The organism is Streptomyces sp. NPDC107550 (assembly GCF_055639095.1).
In genome coordinates, this window is record NZ_JBVKBC010000011.1 from 124,703 (window position 1) to 143,364 (window position 18,662).

The 18,662-nt window shown below is 72.5% G+C and carries 18 protein-coding genes; 7 read left to right on the plus strand and 11 right to left on the minus strand.

Annotated elements, in window-relative coordinates:
* Position 1: 1 nt before the first annotated feature.
* The 3 genes from ACZ7LY_RS17425 to ACZ7LY_RS17435 form a co-directional block, all read right to left on the minus strand.
* On the minus strand, positions 2-2,236 hold the full coding sequence (locus ACZ7LY_RS17425) for an NHLP family bacteriocin export ABC transporter peptidase/permease/ATPase subunit (RefSeq protein ID WP_471625460.1): 2,235 nt from the start codon (positions 2,234-2,236) through the stop codon (positions 2-4).
* Positions 2,233-3,033 carry a biotin/lipoyl-containing protein gene (locus tag ACZ7LY_RS17430; protein ID WP_471625461.1) on the minus strand — a complete coding sequence of 267 codons (801 nt, stop codon included), beginning with the start codon at positions 3,031-3,033 and terminating at the stop codon, positions 2,233-2,235. Before ACZ7LY_RS17430 ends, ACZ7LY_RS17425 begins: the two co-directional genes overlap by 4 nt.
* A gap of 176 nt (positions 3,034-3,209) precedes the next feature.
* Positions 3,210-3,425: a type A2 lantipeptide gene (locus ACZ7LY_RS17435; RefSeq protein ID WP_471625462.1), complete on the minus strand. Its 216-nt coding sequence runs from the start codon at positions 3,423-3,425 to the stop codon at positions 3,210-3,212.
* Between the two features lie 493 nt (positions 3,426-3,918).
* Here ACZ7LY_RS17435 and ACZ7LY_RS17440 point away from each other — a divergent pair, with 493 nt between their 5' ends.
* The 3 genes from ACZ7LY_RS17440 to ACZ7LY_RS17450 all read left to right on the plus strand — a co-directional run bounded on the left by ACZ7LY_RS17440 (position 3,919) and on the right by ACZ7LY_RS17450 (position 6,536).
* Positions 3,919-4,845: a TIGR03564 family F420-dependent LLM class oxidoreductase gene (locus ACZ7LY_RS17440; protein WP_471625463.1), complete on the plus strand. Its 927-nt coding sequence runs from the start codon at positions 3,919-3,921 to the stop codon at positions 4,843-4,845.
* 124 nt (positions 4,846-4,969) lie between these two features.
* Positions 4,970-5,683 carry a DUF2470 domain-containing protein gene (locus ACZ7LY_RS17445; RefSeq protein WP_471625464.1) on the plus strand — a complete coding sequence of 238 codons (714 nt, stop codon included), beginning with the start codon at positions 4,970-4,972 and terminating at the stop codon, positions 5,681-5,683.
* A gap of 10 nt (positions 5,684-5,693) precedes the next feature.
* Positions 5,694-6,536, plus strand: a complete 843-nt coding sequence (locus ACZ7LY_RS17450) for a siderophore-interacting protein (RefSeq protein WP_471625465.1) — start codon at positions 5,694-5,696, stop codon at positions 6,534-6,536.
* A 33-nt stretch (positions 6,537-6,569) separates the two neighbouring features.
* On the opposite strand, the gene ACZ7LY_RS17455 is transcribed toward ACZ7LY_RS17450, so the two are convergent.
* Together ACZ7LY_RS17455 and ACZ7LY_RS17460 are read right to left on the minus strand one after the other, a co-directional pair.
* Positions 6,570-7,844, minus strand: a complete 1,275-nt coding sequence (locus ACZ7LY_RS17455) for an MFS transporter (protein WP_471625466.1) — start codon at positions 7,842-7,844, stop codon at positions 6,570-6,572.
* A 361-nt stretch (positions 7,845-8,205) separates the two neighbouring features.
* The gene (locus ACZ7LY_RS17460; protein WP_471625467.1) at positions 8,206-8,529 is read right to left on the minus strand and encodes a toxin-antitoxin system YwqK family antitoxin; all 324 of its coding nucleotides are present in this window, start codon (positions 8,527-8,529) and stop codon (positions 8,206-8,208) included.
* A 480-nt stretch (positions 8,530-9,009) separates the two neighbouring features.
* On the opposite strand from ACZ7LY_RS17460, the gene ACZ7LY_RS17465 reads away from it, so the two are divergent.
* The 4 genes from ACZ7LY_RS17465 (at position 9,010) to ACZ7LY_RS17480 (ending at position 13,432) form a co-directional block, all read left to right on the plus strand.
* On the plus strand, positions 9,010-9,456 hold the full coding sequence (locus ACZ7LY_RS17465; protein ID WP_471625468.1) for a hypothetical protein: 447 nt from the start codon (positions 9,010-9,012) through the stop codon (positions 9,454-9,456).
* Between the two features lie 34 nt (positions 9,457-9,490).
* Entirely contained in the window at positions 9,491-11,791 is a 2,301-nt protein-coding gene (locus tag ACZ7LY_RS17470) for a hypothetical protein (RefSeq protein ID WP_471625469.1), read from the plus strand.
* 349 nt (positions 11,792-12,140) lie between these two features.
* Positions 12,141-12,464: a divalent-cation tolerance protein CutA gene (cutA, locus tag ACZ7LY_RS17475; RefSeq protein ID WP_471625470.1), complete on the plus strand. Its 324-nt coding sequence runs from the start codon at positions 12,141-12,143 to the stop codon at positions 12,462-12,464.
* Between the two features lie 509 nt (positions 12,465-12,973).
* Positions 12,974-13,432, plus strand: coding sequence for a hypothetical protein (locus tag ACZ7LY_RS17480; RefSeq protein WP_471625471.1), 459 nt, complete (start codon positions 12,974-12,976; stop codon positions 13,430-13,432).
* Between the two features lie 144 nt (positions 13,433-13,576).
* On the opposite strand, the gene ACZ7LY_RS17485 is transcribed toward ACZ7LY_RS17480, so the two are convergent.
* The 6 genes from ACZ7LY_RS17485 to ACZ7LY_RS17510 form a co-directional block, all read right to left on the minus strand.
* Positions 13,577-14,827 (minus strand): MDR family MFS transporter, encoded by a 1,251-nt coding sequence (locus tag ACZ7LY_RS17485; RefSeq protein ID WP_471625472.1) that lies wholly within the window; start codon positions 14,825-14,827, stop codon positions 13,577-13,579.
* Entirely contained in the window at positions 14,824-15,939 is a 1,116-nt protein-coding gene (locus ACZ7LY_RS17490) for a PLP-dependent cysteine synthase family protein (protein WP_471625473.1), read from the minus strand. The genes ACZ7LY_RS17485 and ACZ7LY_RS17490 overlap by 4 nt, the downstream gene beginning before the upstream one ends.
* 105 nt (positions 15,940-16,044) lie before the next feature.
* Complete coding sequence (locus tag ACZ7LY_RS17495) at positions 16,045-16,470, minus strand: hypothetical protein (RefSeq protein WP_471625474.1); 426 nt, start codon at positions 16,468-16,470, stop codon at positions 16,045-16,047.
* A 107-nt stretch (positions 16,471-16,577) separates the two neighbouring features.
* Entirely contained in the window at positions 16,578-17,030 is a 453-nt protein-coding gene (locus ACZ7LY_RS17500) for a hypothetical protein (protein WP_471625475.1), read from the minus strand.
* Entirely contained in the window at positions 17,027-17,614 is a 588-nt protein-coding gene (locus ACZ7LY_RS17505) for a glycosyltransferase family A protein (RefSeq protein ID WP_471625476.1), read from the minus strand. Before ACZ7LY_RS17505 ends, ACZ7LY_RS17500 begins: the two co-directional genes overlap by 4 nt.
* Positions 17,615-17,813: 199 nt before the next feature.
* On the minus strand, positions 17,814-18,650 hold the full coding sequence (locus ACZ7LY_RS17510; RefSeq protein WP_471625477.1) for a hypothetical protein: 837 nt from the start codon (positions 18,648-18,650) through the stop codon (positions 17,814-17,816).
* Positions 18,651-18,662 lie beyond the last annotated feature (12 nt).

Sequence of the window (18,662 nt, forward strand, 5' to 3'; positions counted from 1 at the left end):
TTCAGTGCTCCCTGACCAGCTCCGCGTAGGCACCGCCCGCCGCGACCAGCTCCTCGTGACGGCCCCGCTCGACGACCTGGCCGTGGTCGAGGACCACGATCTCGTCGCTGTCGCGGACGGTGCTCAGGCGGTGCGCGATGACCACGCAGGCGCAGCCGCGCCGCCGGATGTTGTCCATGACCGTCTGCTCGGTCAGCGCGTCCAGCGCGCTCGTCACCTCGTCCAGGACGAGGATGCTCGGCCGCCGCACCAGCGCCCGCGCGATCTCCAGGCGCTGGCGCTGCCCGCCCGAGAAGTTGCGGCCGTCCTGCTCGACCCGCCCGTGCACCCCGCCGGGCCGCCGCGCCACCACGTCGTACAGGCACGCGTCGCGCAGCGCCTCCACGACCGCCTCGTCGGAGATCGACGGGTCCCACAGCGCCACGTTGTCGCGGACGCTGCCCTCGAAGAGGAAGACGTCCTGGTCGACGAAGGACACCGACGCGGCGAGCGCCCCGTGCGGGATCTCGTCCAGGCGCCGCCCGTCGACGCGGATGACGCCCTCCCACGGCGCGTACAGGCCCGAGATCAGCCGCGACACCGTCGACTTGCCGCTGCCCGAGCCGCCGACCAGGGCCACCTGCTGCCCCGGTCCGACCGTCAGCGAGAACCCGTCGAGCAGCGGCTTGTCGAGCGGGCTGTAGCCGAACGTGATCTCCGTCAGCTCCACGTGCCCGGTCAGCCGCCGCGTCTCGGACTCCGCGCCCGGCCGCGCGTACAGCGCGTCCACGGGGAAGTTCTCGACGTCCTTGAGGCGCGCGACATCGGCCGCGAAGTCCTGGATGCGGCCCGCGACACCGTTCAGCCTGGTCAGCGGCGCGGTGAAGCGGGTCACGAGCGCCTGGAACGCGACCAGCAGCCCCACCGACAGATGCCCCTCGACCGCGCGCAGCCCGCCGATCCACAGGATGAGCGCGCTGTTCAGCGTCGCCAGCGTCGGCGCGACGATCCCGAGCCACGCGCTCGGCACCCCGAGCCGCTGCTGCTCCTCCAGCGTCGTCGCGTGCTGCCCGGCCCAGCGCCGGAAGAAGCCGTTCTCGCCGCCGGTCGCCTTCATCGTCTCGATGGACTGGAGCCCGGTGTACGAGGTGTTGGTCAGCCGCGCGGTGTCGGCGCGCAGCTTCTGCGTACCCGTCGCGCGCAGCCGCACCACGACCCGCATGGCGACCACGTTGAGCAGCGCGATCCCGACGCCGACCAGCGTGAGCTGCGGATCGTACGTCCACAGCAGGACCGCGTACAGCAGGACGACGATGCCGTCGACGCCCGCGGCCGTCAGATCGCGGGCCAGCGTCTCGGCCACCGCGTCGTTCGACTGGAGGCGCTGCACGAGGTCGGCCGGGCTGCGCTGTGCGAAGAACGTGACGGGCAGCCGCAGCAGATGCCCGAAGAAGCGGGCGCTGCTCAGCGTCGAGGAGAGGATCCGGCCGCGCAGCAGGTTCGCCTGTTGCAGCCAGGTGAGCACCGCCGTCAGCGCCACCATCGCGCCCATCGACGCGAACAGGGCGCCCAGCAGCGAGGTCTGATCGCCTATCAGGAACAGATCGATGTAGGTGCGGCTGAGCGCGGGCACGGCCGCGCCGACCGCCACCAGCAGCAGACTGGCGAGGAGCGCGGCGAGCACGGTTCCGGTCGTGCCGCGCAGCCGGCCGGGCAGCGCCTTGAGGACACCGGGCCTCCGCCCGCCCCTGCGGAAGCCGTCGCCGGGTTCCAGGACGAGGACGACGCCGGTGAAGCTCGTGTCGAAGTCCTCCATCGGCACGAACCTGCGGCCCTTGTCAGGGTCGTTGATGTACACCCCGCGCCGCCCGAAGCGCCGGCCCATGCCGTCGTAGACGACGTAGTGGTTGAACTCCCAGAACAGGATGGCCGGTCCGCGTACCTCGGCGAGCGCGGCCGGTTCCATCTGCATGCCCTTGGCGGTCATACCGTAACTGCGGGCCGCCTTCAGGACGTTGCTCGCGCGGGAGCCGTCGCGGGAGACCCCGCACGCGATGCGCAGCTCCTCCAGCGGGACGTGCCGCCCGTGGTGGGCGAGGACCATGGCGAGGGCTGCGGCCCCGCACTCGACGGCCTCCATCTGGAGCACGGTCGGCGTGCGCACCCGCCCGCGCCGACCCGGCGGCGGGGGAGCGGGGCGGGCCCGGCGGCGGCCGTGGCCCGCGGGCGGCAGCGGGGTCGGGGCGGGCGCGGTCACGGCAGCAGCCAATCGATCGGGCGCTGCGCGGCGAGGTGCACGGCGCCGGAGGCGAGCGTCATGGAGGTCAGGGCGTACGGCGGCCCGTCCGGCGTGGACCAGGCGTACCCGGACCGCGTCGCGGACGACGGATCGAGGCGTACGACGACGGGGACGCGCGGCCCGTCCTTCGTGAACTGCCCGGCCAGCTCCCGGTCGCCGAGGAAGTCGCTCACCTGCCGCCGCGTCTGCGCGCCGCGCCCGACCTCCTGCACGCGCCCGCGCAGCACCCCGTACCGCTGGGCGGCGGGCAGGCTCAGGTCGACGGACGCGCCCCGGGGCACGGTGGCCGCGCCGGTCGCGGGGACGTAGAGGACGGCGAGCAGCGGGTCGCGCGGGGAGGCGGTGCGTTCCAGGGTGGCGACATCGGCGCCGGTCGTGACGACCGAGCCGACGCGGGCGACGAGCGCCGTGACCCGGCCCGCGTCGATGGCCCGTACGGCGCGCACGCCTTGCGCGGTACGCACCTTCAGCAGCGGCGCGTCGGCCGCGACCCGCTGCCCTTCCCGTACGAACACGCCGGTGACCTGCCCGGTGACGGGGGTCTGGAGTACGTAACTGCCCTTGCCGTAGGTGAGGATGCCGCCGGCCTTCAGCGTCGAGGAGACGGAACCGGTCACGGCCCACACGCACGCGGCGGCCATGACGACGACGGTGACGGCGAGGACGAGCAGCCCCTGCGGCCGGGCGAGGCGCACCGGGAGGTCCAGCTCCTCCGGGGACTGCAGCTTGGACAGAGCCTGCTGGCGGAACTGCACGCGGTCTTATCCCTTGCTTCGTTCGGGCCCGGGCGCGCGGAAAAGGGTCCCGGACGCCCGGCCGGGCGCACGGAAAGGGGTCCCGGACGCCCGGAAGGCCCCGGGACCTGGCTGGTCCCGAGGCCGGGGTGCGGCGCCCTGTCAGGCGGGCGGCGCGACGATCCGTCGGATCGTGCTCAGAGGCCGGCGACCAGGCCGGTGACGGCGCCGGTGTTCACGCCGGTCAGGCCCTCGACGGTGCCCGTCAGGCCGTTGACCACGCCGGAGACCGGGGCGACCGAGTCGACCGTGCCGGTGACGGAGCTGACGACACCGCCGACGAGGCCGCCGGAGACGTTGTCCAGCTCGGCGTCGGAAATCTCAACGGTCTCGACCTGGGGGGTGTTGCTCATGATGTGAGCCGCCCTTCTCATGGGTATGTCTGGGTATTTCGAAAAACGCGGGACGCGTCGGATCCGGGCGGAACCGAATCCGTCGCCGTTCCGCGATGCCGTGGATCAAAGCACGCCGACGCGTCGCACATCCAATCGGAAGGTCGCCGGTCAGAGGGGATGTGCGAGCCCAATTGCGGTCACGTGACGGGTTGTTCACCGGGCCGTGCCACACCCTTCACAACCTTCACCGCATGAATTGCGGGAAGGCGGCGACGGCATTCAACAAAGGGGACAGTCGCGCATCAATGGGTGACGTCCGCTGCATCATGCAATGGATTTTTGTGAACCGAAGTGACCGCGCTGCGCAACCGCTGTGCAGGTTTCCGCCGGTGGCCCCGGACGGCAACCCGCGGCCGTGTTCCGGCGTCCGTTCCCGGCGCCCGCGCGAGCTGTCACACGCTGTTCACGCATCGCAGGAATCGCCCGGCGCGCGGCCCGTGTTGACGCCCGTATGACTGTGGGAGCGACTCTCGACACGACCGGCGGCACCCTCCTCCTCGACGACGCGGTCCGCCAGGCCCGCGAGGCGCGGGCGGCCGGACTGACCTCCGTCTGGTTCGGCCAGACCTTCGGCTACGACTCACCGACCGTCGCCGCGCTCGTCGGCCGCGCGGTCCCCGGCCTGGACGTGGGCACCTCGGCGCTGCCCGTCTTCGGCCGGCACCCGCTGCTCGTGGCGAGCCAGGCGCAGACCGCGCAGGCGGCGACCGGCGGGCGCTACCGGCTCGGGCTCGCGCTCGGCACAAAGCTGTTCACCGAGGGCGCGTTCGGCCTCGAATTCGAGCGGCCCGTGGCCCGGCTGCGCGAGTTCCTCACCGCGCTGCGACCCATCCTGGAGACGGGCGAAGTGGACTTCGAGGGTGAACTCCTCACCGCCCGCACCCCGCTTCCCGCCCGCGTGCCGGGCGCCGAGCCTGCCGTGCCGGTGTACGTCGCCGCGATGGGCCCGCAGGCGCTGCGGGTCAGCGGGCGGCTCGCGGACGGCATCCTGCCCTACCTCGCCGGGCCGCGCGCTCTGGAGCGGCACATCGTCCCCGAACTGACCCGGGCCGCCGAGGAGGCCGGGCGCCCGGCGCCGCGCGTCGTCGCGTTCGTCCCGGCCGTGGTCGCCTCGGGCGCCGAGGCCGACTCCGTACGGGACAAGCTCGCCGCGCACCTCTCCTTCTACGACGCCATCCCCTCGTACGCGCGCGTCATCGAGCAGGGCGGGCACGCGGGCGCGGCGGACCTCGCCGTCGTCGGGGACGAGAAGACGCTGGTGGACGCCGTGCGGCGGTACCGGGACGCGGGCGCCACCGAGGTGGTGATCTCGGCGTCCGAGCAGGGCGGCGCCGACGCCCGGCTGCGCACCTGGGAGGTCCTCGGCGAACTGGCCTGACCCGGCCGGGGGCCGCGCGCCTGACCCGGCCGGGGGCCGCGCCGGGCGCCTGATCACGGACCCCGGGTGTCCACACCACTCCGCGTTAAGTAAGGTAAGCCTTACCTGACCTTGAGGAGTGGAGATGGCTCACCCCCTGACGCCCCCGACCCCGGCGCCCCCGGCCCCGACCCCGGAGCCCACCGACGCCGAGCGGGCCCGCACGATCATCGCCGCCGCCGACTCGCTCGCCCTGACCAGCACCGACGCCCGCAGCCGCCTCGACCGCGTCACCCTGCACACGGTCGACGCGGCGGCCCGCCTCCTGCTGCTCGACCCCGCCGACGCCCGCCTCGCCGGCGAGATCGCGGCGGGGCCGTCGTCCGGCCTCGCCGTGTTCGCCGAGTTCACCGACGTCGCGCCCGTCGCCCTGCGCGAACGCGTCCGCGCCCGCCTCTCCCTCAGCGGCCGCCTCACCGTCGCGGGCCCCGGCACACTCCTGCTGCGGCCCGCCCGCGCCGCCCTGTCCACCCGCGGCGACCAGGTCCGCCCCCTCGACGTCGCCGCCCTCGCCGCCGCCGCGCCCGACCCGCTCGCCGCCCACGAGGCGGAACTCCTCGGTCACCTCGACACCGGCCACGGCGACCTCCTCGTCCAGCTCGCCTACTACGCCCGGCGCGGCGACCTCACCGGCGTCCACGACGTGCGCCCGCTCCGCCTCGACCGCGCCGGGCTCGTCCTGCGCCTCGAACGCGCCGGCGCCCCCGACGACGTACGCGTCGCCTTCCGCGCCCCCGCGCTCAGCCCCCGCGACGTCGGCCCCCGCATCCACGACCTCCTCGCCCCCCAGCACCACTAGGAGCCCCGCCATGCAGCGCGGAAATCTCACCGCCGCCCGTACCGCCCCGCGCACGGAAGGCGCCTTGCGCCTGCACGTCCTGCGCCGCCGGCGGCTCTCCCCGCACTTCGCGCGCGTCACGCTCGGCGGCGGTGACATCGAACGGTTCGAACCGCTCGGCTACGACCAGTGGTTCCGGCTGTTCCTGCCCGCGCCCGAGGGCAGCGCCGCGTCCCTGGAACGGGTGCCGAGCCGGCTCACCGCCCTCGGCTACCTCAAGATGCTCGCCGCGCCCAAGGGCGCCCGCCCCGTCCTGCGCAACTACACCGTCAGTGCCCACCGCCCGGACGGCCCCCAAGGCCCCGAGCTGGACGTCGACTTCGTCCTGCACGGCCCCGCCGAGGGCGAGAGCGCCGGACCGGCGACCGCGTGGGCCGAGGTCTGCGCGACCGGTGACACCGTCGTCCTCGTCGACGAGGGCATCGGCTTCCGCCTGCCCGAAGGCGTACGCCACGTCGTCCTCGCTGCCGACGAGTCGGGGCTCCCCGCGCTCGCCGGCGTCCTCGCCTCGCTGCCCCGCGACATCACCGGCACGGCGGTCGTCGAGGTGCCCGCGCCCGAGGACCGGCGGGCACTGGCCGCGCCGTCCGGCGTCGAGATCGTCTGGGTGGACCGTACGCCGGCGCGGGCACCGGCGCGGCCGGGCGCGGCGGAACTGGCCCGCGCGGTCGAACTGCCGTTGCCCGACGCCGAGTTCTACGGCTGGGTCGTCGGGGAGTCGGCACTCGCCACGGGCCTGCGCCGGCACTGGGTGGCGGGCGGCGTGCCCAAGGACCGCGTCACGTTCTGCGGCTACTGGAAGGCACGCGGCTAGCGGCTCGGGATCGGGGCGGGCCCGGGATGCTGCTCATCGGTCCAGTTCCCGGTGGGCGGACTCCGGCAGGCGCGCGTACACGACCGACGACACGACGCACAGCGCGGCCACGTACCAGGGGAAAAGACCGCTGTGCCCGAGCTGCTTGAACAGCGTGCCCATATAGGGGGCCGTGCCGCCGAACAGCGCCACCGTCAGCGAGTACGGGAACCCGATCCCGGCCGCCCGCACCCGCGCCGGGAACACCTCCGCGTTGACGGCGGCCGAGATCGACGTGAACCCCGTCAGCAGCACCATGCCGCCGCACTGCACCAGCAGGAGGGAGAGGAACGACCCGGTCAGCGCGTGCAGCAGCGGCACGCTCAGCACCGCGAACCCGACCCCGAAGAACAGCAGCAGCGGCTTGCGCCCGTACCGGTCCGACAGCAGCCCGCCCAGCGGCTGCAACAGCGCGAAGAACGCCAGCGACAGCGTGCCCGCGAGCAGCGCGTCGGACTTGTCGATGCCGGTGTTCAGCTCCGCGTACGTCGGCAGGTACGACGTCCACGTGTAGTACGCGAGGGTGCCGCCCGCCGTGATCCCGCAGATCAGCAGCGAGGCCCGCGGGTACTGGCGCAGGGCGTCGAAGAGCCCCGGCCTGCGGTGCCCCTCCGCCCGCGTCTCCTGCGCGCCGCGCCGGATCCAGAACCCCACGAGGCTCAGCACCCCGCCCAGCACGAACGGCACCCGCCAGCCCCAGCCGTCCATCTGCCCGCTGTCCAGCGTGGCGACGAGCAGCGCGGCGACACCGGACGCGAGCAACTGGCCGATCGACGTCGACACGTACTGGAACGACGAGAACAGCCCGCGCCGGCCCGGCCCCGCCGACTCCACGAGGAACGTCGTCGACGCGGCGAACTCCCCGCCCACCGACAGACCTTGCAGCAGCCGCGCCACCACCAGCACCACCGGCGCCAGCACCCCGGCCGCCGCGTACGTGGGGGTGAGCCCGACCAGGAGACTGCTGCCGCCCATGAGCAGGATCGTCACGGTCAGCGCGGCCCGCCGCCCGTGCCGGTCGGCGACCGCCCCCATCACCAGCCCGCCCACCGGCCGCATGAAGAACCCCACGGCGAACACGGCGAACGTCGACAGCAACGGCACGAGCGAACCGCCCGCGCCCTTGGGGAACACCTGGGCGGCGATATAGGTGGCGAGGAAGGTGTACGCGTACCAGTCGTACCACTCGACGGCGTTCCCGACGGAGGCGGCGAGGAGCTGGCGCAGCGGGTGAGCGGGGCGGCCCGTGTCGGCGATGATCTCTGTCATGATCCTGACCCCTTCCCATCCGGCCCCCCGCGCACGCCCGAGGCAACCCACGGCGACCGTGGTGTTCGTCGCCGGTGAAGGGGGCACCCTGACCGTACGGGGGTGAGGTCGCTGCGAGTGTCCTCGCCCACACGACCCAGGAGGCATGGATGCGACGGGGCGTAGTGATAGCGGGTTCCGTAGGGGCAATCTGCTGCGGCGCTCTGCTGCTCGTTCTCGGGATACGCGATGCCTCAGCCGGGAACTGGCGGGCGGTCGTTCCCATCGTCGCGGCCGTATTCCTCATCGGCACCGGGGGCTGGTTCGTTCTCACCGGACGGGTACGGACGGGCCGGCCGCTCCGCGCGTCGTGGCGAGCCCGTCAGTGAGGCTCGCCGTCCCCGTTCCAGGTCCGTACCTCCTCCACGTCACCTACCTCGTCGAAGCGCTTCTCCTCCGCGAGCCGGCCATTGTGATGCCATCGCCGCCACACCCCGACCGGCCGACCACCGTCGAGAACGCCCTCTGACATCAGCGGGCCCTCGGCCCACCACTCCCGGTCGATCCCATGCGCGATCCCGTCCACATAGCCGACTTCTGACAGCACGCGGTCGCCCAGCATCTCGACCAGTTCGCCGGTGAAAGGGACGCCTCGGTACTCAAGTCGGCCGTCGGTTCCCGTCACCAGGTCGGCGTGGGCGGCCACCCGGTCCACTCTCATCTGGTCCTCGATTCATCGGAAGGCGCCCGCTCGTCGGGGCGGGGTCGCGGCGACGTCGCGCGCGGGCAGCCCGATGCCCCCGCGCGGGGAGCGACCAGCGGCCAGCGGCTGGTACACCAGATCACATCGCACTGGCTCATGCGACGACGATCCTGGTCAACACCTCTGTAGCGACTGACCCTTTGCGTGCCGGGTAGCGCGCTGTTGAACAACGCGTGAACCGAACAATCACCTGTGACCCGAGGGAACCCTGGCCGGAACGGCACGCGTCCTAGCCGCGGGGTGATGCTCATGCCAAGAGCCGGCTGGAGAAACCGTGTTGTCGACCAGGCAGCCGAACTCGGGAAGCGGCTGTCGAACTACTGGGGCGCGATGGCATGGCCTCTTGTCTCCGTGGCAGTGCTGTCCGGCTGGGCGGCCTGGGCGTTCGCCGGCTCGTCCGCACCGCCTCATGCGGTTGCCGTAATGGGCGGGGGGACCCTGCTGGTCGGCGCGGTCGTGATCTACCTCCGGCTCGTCGATGGCGCCGTCGGGTGCTTCGGCGCTGCCGCACTCACCGCCTCGCTGCTGCTGTGTGTTGCGGCGGTGGACCAGTGGACTCCTCGTGACACGACAGTCTCGTGCGTCATCCGCCAGGTCCAGGAGCAGCAGCAGGGGGGTGCCGGCGAAGGCGACGCGGAGGTCACCGTGTACTTTCACGCGCTGCGCTGCGTGGGCGGCCACCCGAAGGCTCTGACAAGACGCGAGCGGCTCGGCGCCCCGGGTGACAAGATCAGTGTGGCCCTGGACTCGTCGGGAGAGGTGGCGCCCAAGGCGAACGGGGATGCCTCACCATGGCAGTTCACCGTCCTTGCCGCCCTGTTCGCGGCGGCGGCGACGGCGGTGGCCATGCGGCGCGAGGCGTCGGCGTAGGGCCATGCGCGTTGCTCGGCCCCACCCCTCAGACTTGACGAAGGCGGCGAACGGCGACATGCCGGCACAGGAACCAAAGGCACGACGACTCGCGCGGCTCGCCGCCCAGGTCGACTGGTCGAAGGTCGTCGATCCCTACACCACCTACCGCTACGGCCCCCAGGCGCTGGAGGAACTCTGGTCGCCCGACCGCAGCACGGCCCATGAGATGTGCGGGGGTCTCTACATCACGGCCGTGGGCGAGGGGAGTTGGGTGGGCGCGGCTGCGGCAGAGGTGGTGCCGTGTCTGGTCGAGGCCGCCCAGGATCCCGACGTGACCGTACGTGATGACATCCTGTGCGCGATCGCGGACATGGCCCGTGTCGGCAATACCGCTCCCGCGCACAAGGTCGCGCCGTCCTGGCCGGCCGCCTGGGAGCACGCGGCTCGCCGGCTGGTTCCCCTGCTCGACGACGAGGACGGGGACATCAGGGCGGGCACGGTCGATGCACTCGCGCAGTCGGCGGCACACGCGGACGTTCTCCTTCCCCTGCTGTGCGCACGCTTGGAGAACGAACCCGATCTGTGGCAGGCGGAACGTCTCGTCCTGGCCGTAGGCGAACTCGCGCGCTATGCCACGGTGGAGCGTGCCCGAGCACTGGCATGGCTCCGGTCGCGTATGGCGGAAGAGGGCAAGGGCGAAGAGCCCTGCATGGACGACGACATCGATGCCTGGATCGCCTGGCAGGAAGAGGTCCGCCACGATGTCCGCCTACAGGCCGTCGCCGCGCTGCGCCGCGCGCTGCCCGACCACGCCGACCCCCGCTACGCCCCCGCCACCACTGCTGCCCTGACCTCCACCGCCCGAGCAGCGGACTCCGGACCTGTCCGGTACTTCCGCTCACGAGTGCGCGTCATCACCGACGCGGATCAGCGGCTCGGTACGGACCTGGAGGGACGACTCGCCCTCGCCGGCGCCCTGTTGAAGCATGAGGATGCCGAAACACGCGCGGGCGGCCTCAGAGTTGCCGCGACTTTGATCTCCCGTTGGCGCTCCGCACTCCGCGCACTCCTGCCTGACGTCGTCGACCTCGTGGACGACGACACCGATCCGGAGAACCGCACGTTCGCGCTGCGGATCATCGCCATGTGTGGTGCTGCGGCGCGCCCTTGGACGGACCGTGTCGCCGTCCACCTCACCGCGCCGGACGAGCACCGCAGTTCCGAGTACGAATACATCGTGTGGGCGCTGAGCCGGATGGGCGATGCGCGCTGCGTGCCGGCCCTCGCCGACCTCCTCACCCGTCCCGGCATCTTCGCCCCCGGCCGGAGCCACCCGGGCAGGCAGGGTTGGGACTCCGGCGAGCCCACCTTCGCCGAGGCACTCGCTCCGTTCGCCGCACACGCCGACACGCTCCTGCCTCCTCTCCTGACGCGCATGAAGAACGCGGCCCGCCCTCCGGACTCGTATCACTCGATCCTGCTGCGGTGGCACCGGGACGGAGGTCGCGTCGTGCCGCTGCTCCGCGAACTGCTCGACAGTGAGGAGACAGCGGCGATGGCCGCGAGCGCCCTGCGCGGAATGGGCCTCGATGTCACGACGAGCCGCAGTGGCGTCCCTGCCGACGAGGACGGCGGGGCCTCGCGCGCCCCGCTGCCTCCGGCGAACTCCCGCCCCGACTCGTCCGGGGCGGTCGCAACGGACAGGCTGCGCGACGAGTTCCACGAGGCGCTGAACAGCGAGTCGCACCGCCCGGGCGACGCGGCCAAGAGGGCCGTCCGATGGGGTCGAGCGCTCTGGGGGGAGACGGGGGATCCAAGTGAAGTGCTTCCTGGAGTAGAGGAGTTGACCAGGCGCGGCGGTGATGCGGCGGGCGGGACACCGGGAGGCATCGAGGCCCTGGCGCTGCTCTCCGAGATCGCTGCCACGCACCCCCCAGCGAGGAAACGCGTCGCCGGCCTTCTCCGCACCCCCGTCCAAGCCCGGATCCGGCGAGATGACCGCTTCGGAGCGATGTCCCTCGTCCGGCTTCTCTGGCAGCTCACTTCAGACCCGCAGGACGTCGTCCCGGCCCTCGTGGGTCTCCTCGCCATCTGTCCGCCGCCGGGGAGCACCGATCCCACCATCCTCGATCCCCTGCGCCTGCTCCACGACGTTGCCGTGGCCGACCCGGCGTCCGTCACGCCGGCCATTCCGGCCCTGCACTCCCTCCTCGACAGGGATGAGCGCCCCGTACGCCATGACTGCTGGGAGTCGGTCGCCGACGACGACGGTTTGAGGGCGGCAATTCACGCGGTGCTCGTCGCGTCTTCCGCACGCCCCGGCGACTTCCCTGATCCAGGCGCCGAATTCTGATCGGTGAGAAGGCTCCGGTTGAGCACTACTCTCCGTGGCGCCCGTGCGGAGGGCACACATCGACTGGCCACCGCCGTGTTCAAGGTCCTCGCCGTGACGCCCGCCGGACTGTGCGGCGACCACCCTGGCTGCGTGGGCTAGCTCTCTCAGTGCGCGACCCGAAGTACGCCTTGCGGGGCGACCATCGCCCCCTCTGCCCGGCCGGGAACGACGATCACCCTCAGTAGCGACGGCCGCACCGTCCTCCTCCGGGTGCAGGTGATGCGGTGAGGGCGACGGAGCGATCGGCCGCTGAGCAGCGGCGGACATCTCAGTAGGGTCGCCGTACCCGATCCGGAGAGGTAGTCGCATGGACCACGACATCGTGATCGCGCAGACGACCAGTGACGACGAGGAGCAGGCGAAGGCCCTCGCCAGAGGCGCTGTCGAGAACAAACTGGCCGCAGGCGTTCACATTGACGCGCCCCTCACCGCCTTCTACTGGTGGCAGGGCAAGGTCGAAGCGGCACAGGAGTGGCGGATCTCCTACATGACGTCGTCGGACCGGCTCCCTGAGCTGGAGGCGTGGCTGCACGAGAGACACCCGTACGACGTCCCACAGTGGGTCACGCTTCCTGTGACCGGAGGGTCGGAGGCGTACTTGTCCTGGGTCGACGAGGAGACGCGCCCGTAGTTGAGATCACACCTACAGCGCCTCACTTTCACCGAGCCGGTCAGCTCGGGCGCTTCACAGCGCCGCTGACGTCAGCAGATGGCTGGCCGGGTCACGCTCGGCGTCGGGAAGCCCGGCGGCGATGGCCTGGGCTCGCTGCCGCTCATGGCGCGGGGCTTCGGCTCCGCCCGCTGCCGCGAACAGGTGCGTGACGTAGGCCCTGCGATCTGTGTCGCCCCCGCGCAGAAGGCCGGTCGCAGTGGCGGCGCTGTAGCTCGCGTAGCCCAGGGCCGGCGCGCGCCGAGAGGGTCGGCGTTATTCGCGCACTTCGAGGTCACGCCGTAACAGGAGGTGGCCTTGTCGTGCTCGCCGAGGTCCCAGGCGACCCATCCGGCGAGGGCTGCGGTGATCGTCTGCAAGTCCAAGGGTGTCTTCACCCGGGACTAGAGGGCGAGCGCACACTCGCCAAAGGGCACGCCTCGGCGACCCCTGTCTGTCATGCTCTCCGCACAGGGAGGGAGGTGTGCGCAGTGGCGAGCCGCGAGTCCACCTCATGGTGGAGGTCTTCCGAATTGAAGGTCGCGCTGGTCAGCGGGACCGCCGTCGCCGTCGTCAGCGCGATCATCTCCCTGGCTGTAGCGCCAGATGATCCACCTGAAATCGTCACCTACAAGGTGAAGTACAGGAACGGTACGAGCGTTCAGCAAGACAATGTTGTCGTGAAGGCCCAGATTCCGCAGGGGGCCGAATACGTCATGGGCAGCACGTACATCTCGAACTCGACAACGGGATCGAGATGGCGACTCACAGGGGACAGCATCACCAGCCTGGGGCTGAATATCGGATCCTACGCGTCCGGTGGCGGCGCATTTCTGAAGTTCAGGGTCCGCCCCAGAGGCAAGACGACATTCACCTGCTCCTCAGAGGGCGACGCAGGAAGCGTCAGTGTGTCCGCGGGCAGCGAGATCGAGATCTGGACCACCTGCTAGGTCGGCGCCTCGGCAGTCCGGGAACTCGCGGCGCGCGCTCTTGTGGGCGTTACAGGGGGTGGGGCGAAGTGGCCTCTCGCTCCACCCCCGCCACCCCCTGCCGATCGCCAGGTCAGGCCCCGCTCACGCCCGCGTCAAGGCGCCTCAGGCGACCGCCACCGGACGCCGTGCCGCCCGCGCGTCCAGCAGGCCCGCCCGGTGCAGCCAGGCGACGGAGGTCGCGCAGCCGAGCCCCGTGCAGGCCAGCGCCGCCCACGGCAGCCAGCCGACGCCGGTGTCGAAGAGCGCGCCGACGGCGAGGTTCCCGAGGGAGATCGCGATGCCGGAGGCGGTGTTGTAGGCGCCGTAGTACGTGGCCACGAGGCCGCCGCCCGCGAGCCGTACGACGGTGTCCATCTCGAACGGGTAGAGCAGCGCCCCGCCCCAGGCGAGCAGCGCCGCGCACACGGTCAGCGCGAGTACGCCGGGCACCGGCCCGTCGAGGCGGGGCAGCAGCGGCAGGAACGCGGCCCCCATCACGGCGAGCCCGCACGCGATCGCGCGCGGCCCGGGCATGGTGCGTTTCGCCCACGCCGTGAGCTTCAACTGTCCAGAGAGCGCCGCCAGTGCGGACACCGCGAAGATCGCCCCGGTGACCGTCCCCGTACGGTCGCCGAACAGGTCGCGGGCGCGCAGCGGCAGCGCGAGATAGACCTGGAAAGCGAGTACGTAACTGCCGGTCATCGCGGCGGCGAACAGCAGGAACGGCCGGTTCGCGGCGACCGTGCGCCAGTCACGGGCCACCGCCCGCCAGGCGGGTTCCGCCGTGCTCGGGCGAGGCGGGCGGGCAGGCAGGGCGCGCCACTGGAGCAGGGCGAGGACCCCGAAGACGACGGCCGCGCACGCGCACACCGCGCGGAAGTCCCAGGCGAGCAGGGCCAGTCCGACCAGCGGCCCGACGAGGATCCCGGCCTGGTAGAAGACGTTGAACGTGGCGAACGCCTCCACCCTGCGCTCTTCCCCCGCCTCCGCCGCGAGATACGCCCGCACGGCCGGGTTGAACAGCGCGCCCGCGAGCCCGGTGGCCGCCGACGCCGCGATCAGCGCGGGCAGCGAGTCGACCGCGCCCAGCAGCGCGAACGCCACGGTGCGCAGCGCGCAGCCCGCGAGGATCATCGGCTTGCAGCCGTAACGATCGGCGAGGGTCCCGCCGATGAGGAACATGCCCTGCTGCGAGAGGTTGCGTACGCCGAGGACCAGGCCGACGGTCCACGCGGCGAGGCCGAGGCCGTGCGCGAGGTGGTCGGCGAGGTAGGGCATCAGCATGTAGAAGCCGAGGTTGATGGCGAACTGATTCACCATCAGGAGACGGGCGGGGCGGTCGAAGGACGCGTACTGGGTGCGGAAACTCCTCATCGCGTGGCTCCGGTGCGGCTGAGCGGGTCGCGGACCTTGTCGCAGCGGGTCCAGGAGGTGAACTCGTACGCGTCCTGCTCGGCCGCCTCCTCCGGTTCGGCGGGCGGCTCGTGGGCGAACAGGCCGTGCTCACGGCACCAGGCGTCGTTGTACACGGTCTCCAGATAGCGGTGGGGGCCGTCGGGGAAGATCGCCGCCACCCGCGTGCCCGGCGGGTACGTCCGTGCCGCCCAGCCCGCGACCAGCGCGACCGCGCCCACGCTCCAGCCGCCGGACGTGCAGTGGCGGCGGGCCAGTTGACGGCAGGCCCACACCGCCTCCGCGGGGGCGATCCAGTGGACCTGGTCGAAGGCCGCGTGGTCGACGTTGTCGGGGTGGATGCTGGAGCCCAGGCCGCGCATCAGGCGGGGGCGGGCCGGCTGGCCGAAGACGGTCGAGCCGATCGCGTCGACGCCGATGAGGGCCATGCCGGGGAACGTGCGGCGCAGCACGCGCGCGGTGCCCGCCGAGTGGCCGCCGGTGCCGACGGCGGCCACCAGGACGTCGATACGGCCGAGTTGGGCGATCAGTTCGGTGGCGAGAGGCGCGTACGCGGCCACGTTGTCGGGGTTGTGGTACTGGTCCGGGCAGTACGCGCCCGGGGCGGCGGCGAGGAGTTCGGCGACGCGCGCGCGGCGGGCCTCCTGCCAGCCGCCCACGGGGTGCGGGACGGCGACGTGGTCGACGCGGGCTCCGTAGGCGGCGAGCAGGCTGACCATGGCCGGTTCCATGCCCGGGTCGGTGACGACGGTGACGGGGTGGCCGTAGGTCAGTCCGGCCAGCGCGAGACCGAGGCCGAGGGTGCCGGAGGACGACTCGACGACCGGGGCGCCGGGTGCGAGGTCGCCGCGTCGGCGGGCTTCGCGGACCATGTGCAGGCCCGGCCGGTCCTTGATGCCGCCGGGGTTGGCGCCCTCCAGCTTGGCGTGGAAGCCGAGACCGGCCGGGGCGAACGGCTCGTCGACCCACAACACCGGGGTGTTGCCGACCAATTGGGCCGGGCGGCGGGCGGTGGTCGGCGCGGGGGCGAGGGCGCCCGCGGGCAAGGCGGTGTCGAGCAGGGAGAGTTCCATGGGGGTACGGCTCCTTCGCGCCCGGCACGGGTGGGTGCGGGGCGTCGGGTGTTCTGGGATCGGTGGCGCGCGGGCCCGCCGGGTGAGAGGGCGGGCCGGCGGCGGCTACTGACGCCAGACGCACAGGAGCGAACGAAGGGGGGAGCGCCGGGCCGAGGGACGGTCCTCTTGCCGGCGGGGACCGAACTCCCGCAGCGGCACAGGGACCCGTACGGGCTCGGCGGCGTCCGGCGCGTCGACGGCGCCCGCGTCAGGGCCGGCCGTCCGTGGGCGGTCGGCGAGATGGTCGATGTGGCCGTCGCCGGTGGAGTGCTGGTGCGCGGGGAGCGGGTCGGCCTGCTGGGGGAGCGGCTGCTGCCGCGCGTGGTGGGCGCACACGGCCGCGGTCAGTTCCACGTGCCTGCCGCCGGCCGTGGCCACGTGCACGGTCCCCGCCAGATGCGCGACGACCAGGACCGCCAGGGCGATCAGCGCGGCCACACGGCTCCGCCGCCCGATGGGGGAGGAGGAGCCGAGGCGCTGTCCGATCACGAGCACACCGTACGCGATCGATCACTGTGCGTCACGTCAGGCGCACATCCTGGAGGCGCACACCGCGGAGGCGCGCATCGCGCAGGCGTACGTCGCGCAGGCGGACGTCAGACCGAGACGGCGCCCTCGGTAGGGGCGAGGCGGACTTCCGCGCCCCCGGCGCGGGTACCCCACTGCGTCTTCCAGCACGTCGCGGCGCCGTACCAGCGCAGCGGCCTGAGCACCGCCCACGACCAGGCCATCGCCGCCGGGGTCAGCGCCCAGGTGGCGAGTTGGGAACGCAGACGCTGGTCGGACCGGTCGAGTACGAGGTAACGCAAGGTCTGTCCGCCGGTCAGCAGCAGGGGGACGGCCAGGAGCGCGGGGTGCGGCAGCGGCCCCGGCTGAAGGTGAAGCGCGAGGAGCCACAACAGCGCCGCGGTGGAGGCCAGTTGCTGGAACCAGCGCAGCACCTGCGCGACGAGCGCGGGATGGTGCAGGGGCAGGTAGCGCAAGCGCCACAGGGAGCGCAGGCTCGATCCGCGCATCCAGCGCAGGTACTGGCGAAGGTGGTGACTCACGGTCTCCGGCATGGCCGTGAACACGACGGCGGTGGGCTGCTGGACCACGCGGCCGCGCGCGAGAACACGTCGGCCTCGGGGCAGTCGCGGGCCGCGAGGACCTGGGCGTGTCGTTTGCCGCGGTCGGGGGTGCGCTGCCAGGAGGCGCGGATGCCGTGCTCGCGGGCGGCGGCGGTCCACCAGCCGCGCACCTCCTCGTGGGACAGCTCGGACCCGTCGTCGACGACGTGCACCGAGTCGGGCGGGCGCGTCTGCGCGAGCAGTGAGGCGAGTGTCGCGCGCAGGTAGCCGTTGTCCTCGTTGAACACGGGGACGAGGACCGCGACATGGAGGGCGTCCAGGGCCTTCTGCTGGTCGGCCGAGGCCCGCACCGGCCGTTCACACAGGTAGAGAACGGTCTGTATGAGCAGGACCGCGGCCAGCGGGGTCCACGCCCACATGGCCCAGCCCTGCGCCGCGCCCCGCGCGGTCAGCCAGGTCCGCAGCGCGTACGCGGACAGGACGACGGTGATGACGGCTGACGCGGCGACTCCGGCCAGCAGCACGGCGCGCGGGCGTCGCGCGGCGGACAGGGGCGCGCTCACCGGGCGATCCGATCGAGGTGCCGGCCCGTCATCGCTCAGATCCCCTGACCCCGGCGGAACCCATAGCGCACGCACGCCGTGCCGAGGAGCACGGCGGCCAGGGCGAGGCCGACCATCCAGGTACCCGCCGGCGGCGCATATGCCCCGTACGGACCAGACGGCGACCCCGGGGGCGCGCGGCCCGTCACGCACTCCGCCCCTACGACGCCGCCCCGCGCCGGTACGACACGACCGCCGTCGTCACCAGGCACGGCGCGGGCGGCACCATCTCCACCCGCAGGACCCCGCGCGCCGCGTCGTAGTCGATCCCCTCCGCCTCGTACGTGCCCGAGCAGACGCTGCGGCGCGGGATCGGGAAGGCGCTCGTGACGTGTCCGGTGACCGGCTTGCCGTCGAGCGGGCGGTCGAGGGTGACGTCGAGGACCTCCTTCGCCGCGTCGTCCGAGGCGCACATCAGGTGCGTGGCGTCCGTGAAGTCGCAGCCCTGCACCGCGTCGACCGGCTTGTCGAGGTCGATCTGCCCGGCCTGCGGGAGATTCGCGCCGGGCCCGGGCGCCACCGGGTTCAGCTTCGGCGTCGGGAAGACCTGGAGGCGCCGCATCGTGCCCCACTCGCCGGAGACCAGCCACTGCCCGTCCGGGGAGACTGCGGCGAACGAGTTGTTCAGCAACTCGCCCGGGTCCAGGGCGTGTTCGTACGTGGAGCGGGTGCCGTCCGGGGCCGTCACCGCGTACATCTTGCTCGTCGCCTTGTCGCCGCCCTGGTACGCGTCGAAGACGTACCCGCCCGCCACGTCCGGGTCGCCGACGTGCGACCAGCCCGCGATCCGCAGCGACAGCGGTATCGACGCGAGACCCCGGTGCACCAGCGAGCCGTCCGCGCGGCTGGCGAGCCCCTGCCCGCCGGTGAGCGTCGAGACATGTGCCGTGCCCGTCTCGGTCCAGGCGGGCGCCGCGCTCGCGGGGCTCGCGCACAGGGCCAGCGCGCCGAGCGCCGCGGCCGGAGGGAGGAGATGACGTCGCGTACGGCGCTTCATGTGGGGGTCCTC

Bases quoted from the DNA above. Each gene is read 5' to 3' on its own strand.
- ACZ7LY_RS17435 (WP_471625462.1), bottom strand. From the start codon at position 3,425: ATGAGCAACACCCCCCAGGTCGAGACCGTTGAGATTTCCGACGCCGAG.
- ACZ7LY_RS17440 (WP_471625463.1), top strand. From the start codon at position 3,919: ATGACTGTGGGAGCGACTCTCGACACGACCGGCGGCACCCTCCTCCTC.
- ACZ7LY_RS17445 (WP_471625464.1), top strand. From the start codon at position 4,970: ATGGCTCACCCCCTGACGCCCCCGACCCCGGCGCCCCCGGCCCCGACC.
- ACZ7LY_RS17450 (WP_471625465.1), top strand. From the start codon at position 5,694: ATGCAGCGCGGAAATCTCACCGCCGCCCGTACCGCCCCGCGCACGGAA.
- ACZ7LY_RS17455 (WP_471625466.1), bottom strand. From the start codon at position 7,844: ATGACAGAGATCATCGCCGACACGGGCCGCCCCGCTCACCCGCTGCGC.
- ACZ7LY_RS17465 (WP_471625468.1), top strand. From the start codon at position 9,010: ATGGGCGGGGGGACCCTGCTGGTCGGCGCGGTCGTGATCTACCTCCGG.
- cutA (WP_471625470.1), top strand. From the start codon at position 12,141: ATGGACCACGACATCGTGATCGCGCAGACGACCAGTGACGACGAGGAG.
- ACZ7LY_RS17485 (WP_471625472.1), bottom strand. From the start codon at position 14,827: ATGAGGAGTTTCCGCACCCAGTACGCGTCCTTCGACCGCCCCGCCCGT.
- ACZ7LY_RS17490 (WP_471625473.1), bottom strand. From the start codon at position 15,939: ATGGAACTCTCCCTGCTCGACACCGCCTTGCCCGCGGGCGCCCTCGCC.
- ACZ7LY_RS17510 (WP_471625477.1), bottom strand. From the start codon at position 18,650: ATGAAGCGCCGTACGCGACGTCATCTCCTCCCTCCGGCCGCGGCGCTC.